The 2,996-nt window shown below is 60.5% G+C and carries 3 protein-coding genes; 2 read left to right on the top strand and 1 reads right to left on the bottom strand.

Annotated features, from left to right (window positions below):
* Positions 1–1,536 (bottom strand): serine hydrolase domain-containing protein (locus RMO25_RS08450; protein ID WP_309662164.1); only part of this gene is annotated, 1,536 nt, incomplete at its 3' end.
* A 122-nt stretch (positions 1,537–1,658) separates the two neighbouring features.
* On the opposite strand from RMO25_RS08450, the gene RMO25_RS08455 reads away from it, so the two are divergent.
* Entirely contained in the window at positions 1,659–2,333 is a 675-nt protein-coding gene (locus tag RMO25_RS08455; RefSeq protein ID WP_309662165.1) for an XRE family transcriptional regulator, read from the top strand.
* On the top strand, positions 2,330–2,800 hold the full coding sequence (locus RMO25_RS08460) for a hypothetical protein (RefSeq protein ID WP_309662166.1): 471 nt from the start codon (positions 2,330–2,332) through the stop codon (positions 2,798–2,800). The genes RMO25_RS08455 and RMO25_RS08460 overlap by 4 nt, the downstream gene beginning before the upstream one ends.
* Positions 2,801–2,996 lie beyond the last annotated feature (196 nt).

Consider the following 2,996-nt stretch of genomic DNA (forward strand, 5'->3'; position numbering starts at 1 on the left):
TTCGTCGAAGCTCCAGCGCATGACCTTGCCGTCGACGACCTGTGCCGCGAGCCGCTGGTGGCTATCCTTGTCCTGCCACATGAAGGGCGCGACCTCGACCCACTCGCGCGGGCGGCCATTGGCCCCAGTAAGCGCGGCGACGACCAGCTCGCCCTTGGGCCCGACCGAGATCTTGGTCTGACCAATCAGGTTGAGCAACGAGACAAAGCCATGATCCTCGCGCCGGCTGTTCTGCCACAGGCCGGCCATCATTTCCGAATGCTTGCGCGCCAGTTTGGCGGGAACGCTCGTCGCCTTGGCCGGCGGCGCGGGGAAGTAGCGGTCGGCGAAATGCTCGAACATCGCTTCGCGCAGCGGCTGCACCGCGCCGCCTTTGCCCGGACTGTTGAACGACACGTAGAAGCCGACATTGTCCTTGATGAACAAGTGCAGCGAGGTGTGGAACGCCGACGTGTCGCCAAGGTGGCCGATCACTTCGCGGCCATTGGCATTGGTTTCGAAGAACCCCAGCTCCATCCGGTTGAGCCCGGGAAACAGCGTGCGCGGATTGATCTTGTCGAGCGGGCTGTTGTGCATCATCGCCGCGGTCGCGGGCTGGAGCAGGCCGCGGCCATTGGCGAGATGGGCGATCATGAAGAGGCCCATGTCGGCGCCGCTCGCTGACATCGATCCGGCCGGCGCGGGGCCGATCAGTTCGAAGCCTTTGGGTTTGCCGCCAGGGGTTTGATAGCCGGTCGACATCTGCCCTTTCAGCTGCGCCGGAAGCGGTTGGCGGAAGGTCGAATTGCGCATGCCGATCGGGCCGAAGACATGCTGGTCGAGATAATCGTCGAAGCTTTGCCCCGAGGTGCGTTCGACCAAATAAGCGGCCAACGCGGTCGCCCAGTTCGAATAGGCCGGCGTGGTGCCGGGAGCGTAAATCCGCGGCGGCACGTTCGCCTTCAAATAATCGCCGAGCCTGGAGAGTTTCTTGGCGTCGTAGAAGATGATCTCCTTCGACGTTTCCTGGAATCCGCCAGTGTGGGTCATGATCTGGCGCAGCGTGACGGGCTGACCGTCGAACGGCGGAATCTTGAAGTCGAAGTAGGTGCTGACGTCCTTGTCGAGGTCGAGCTTGCCCTGCTCGACCTGTTGCATCACCGCGGTCCAGGTGACCAGCTTGGACACCGATCCGGGCCGGAACAGGGTCTTGTCCGGGTCGACCGGCGCGCGTTTGTCGACGTCGGAATAACCAAAGCCGCGGGCTGTGACGAACTGGCCGTCCTTGACGACCACGACCACCGCGCCGGGGATGTCGCTGCTGTGCAGCGCGTAGGGCATGTAGCCGTCGAGCCACGCATCGACATCGACCTTCGTGAGCAGGTGTTGCGCCGGCTCTCCGCTGACCGCAGTCGTGGACGGCGGTTCGGTGCTCGGGGCTGCCGGTGCAAGCTTCGCTAACGATGGTGGCGCGCCAAGTTGAGCGCTATCCTGCGCAATTGCTGCGCCGCCGACTATCGCCATCAGCGCTATTCCGATTGCCCGCCAATTTTTCATTTGCCCGCTCCCTGTCTGCTTTCGGGATTGCCTGTCATTGACGCAGGCAATAGACTCGCCCCAAACTCTGATCGGGATGACTGTTATCCTGATCAGAGAATTCGTCAACTGTTAGGAAACTGATGGCTTCGTCCGCCCCCACGCTCGGAATTCTGCTGCGCAAGCTGCGTAGCCGTCATGGGTGGACCCTGAAACAAATGAGTGAAAACAGCGGGATACCCTTGTCGACCCTGTCCAAGGTCGAGCACGATCGGCTGACTCTGACTTACGACAAGCTCTATCAGGTCAGTCAGCGGCTCGGCATCCCGATCTCGGAACTGTTTGCCGAAGCGGGCCAGGATGCGACACCGACCGTAACCGCTCGACGTAGCCTCGGTTACGTCGATCGGGCGCTCCACGTCGAAACGCCCAACTATGATTATTATTTTTTGTGCACCGAGCTGCGCCGCAAGCGGATGATCCCGGTGATCACCAAGATCCGCGCCAGAACTTCCAAAGAGTTCGGCGAGCTAGTCCACCATCCCGGCGAGGAGTTTGTCTATGTCCTGCGCGGGACGATCGTAGTGAACACCGAATTCTATGATCCGGTGGTACTCGAAGTGGGGCAGTCGATCTACATCGATTCGAGCATGGGCCACGCCTATCTTGCAGCCGAAGGTTGCGACGAGGCCGAAGTTCTGGGCGTAATGTCTAGCGGCGGCGAGGATTTGCAAGAGTCGTTGATGTCGATTCACGATCCGCACAATGGTCAGCGCAATCCCGCGGCGGCGTCGGCAATTCGCACCGTGCGGCAATGATCGCCACATTGCTGTGGCTCGTGGCGGCGCCCACGTCTGGGGCCCACCCGCCGGAAGTAGAAGCCCATCTCGCATTGCTGATCGGCGACTGGACCCGCGCAGGCCAAGAAAAGACCTACCGCGATCATTGCATCTGGTACGATCGCCGCTCCTTTGTGGTGTGCAGCCTGACCAACAGCATCAGCGGGCTGCGGGTTGAAGCGATCGTTGGCTATTCCAGGGACGATCAGCGCTACACCTATCAAAGCTATAGCAACGACGGTGGCAATCATGTTCAATACGGCTATGCGGCCGGCAACACCGGGCTGGTCTTCACCGATGAACGCAAAATAGACGGCAAGCCGGCACGCTTGACCACCGCGATCATCTTGCAACGGGACGGCCGACTGCATTTGAACCAGGACCGCTCGATCATGGGCGCTCCGTGGCAGCAGGTCGGCGAGGTTTATTACATTCCGCGTAGATAGTTGCGCCCATCCATCAACAATCGCAAGGTTGAACAATGGCGTGCGCGTTCACGTCGTCGCCGAAGATCAGCAGTGTCCGAAATGGGTGGAAATCGGACGCTAGCCTGCAATTTCCTGCGGCGCCATCATCAGCACGTCGTTCGTCCATGATATGATCGGTTAATTGGACTCGACGGCGTAGTCGTCGCCGTAGAAC

This window comes from Sphingomonas sp., from assembly GCF_031361285.1.
In the GTDB taxonomy this organism is placed as follows: Bacteria; Pseudomonadota; Alphaproteobacteria; order Sphingomonadales; family Sphingomonadaceae; genus Sphingomicrobium.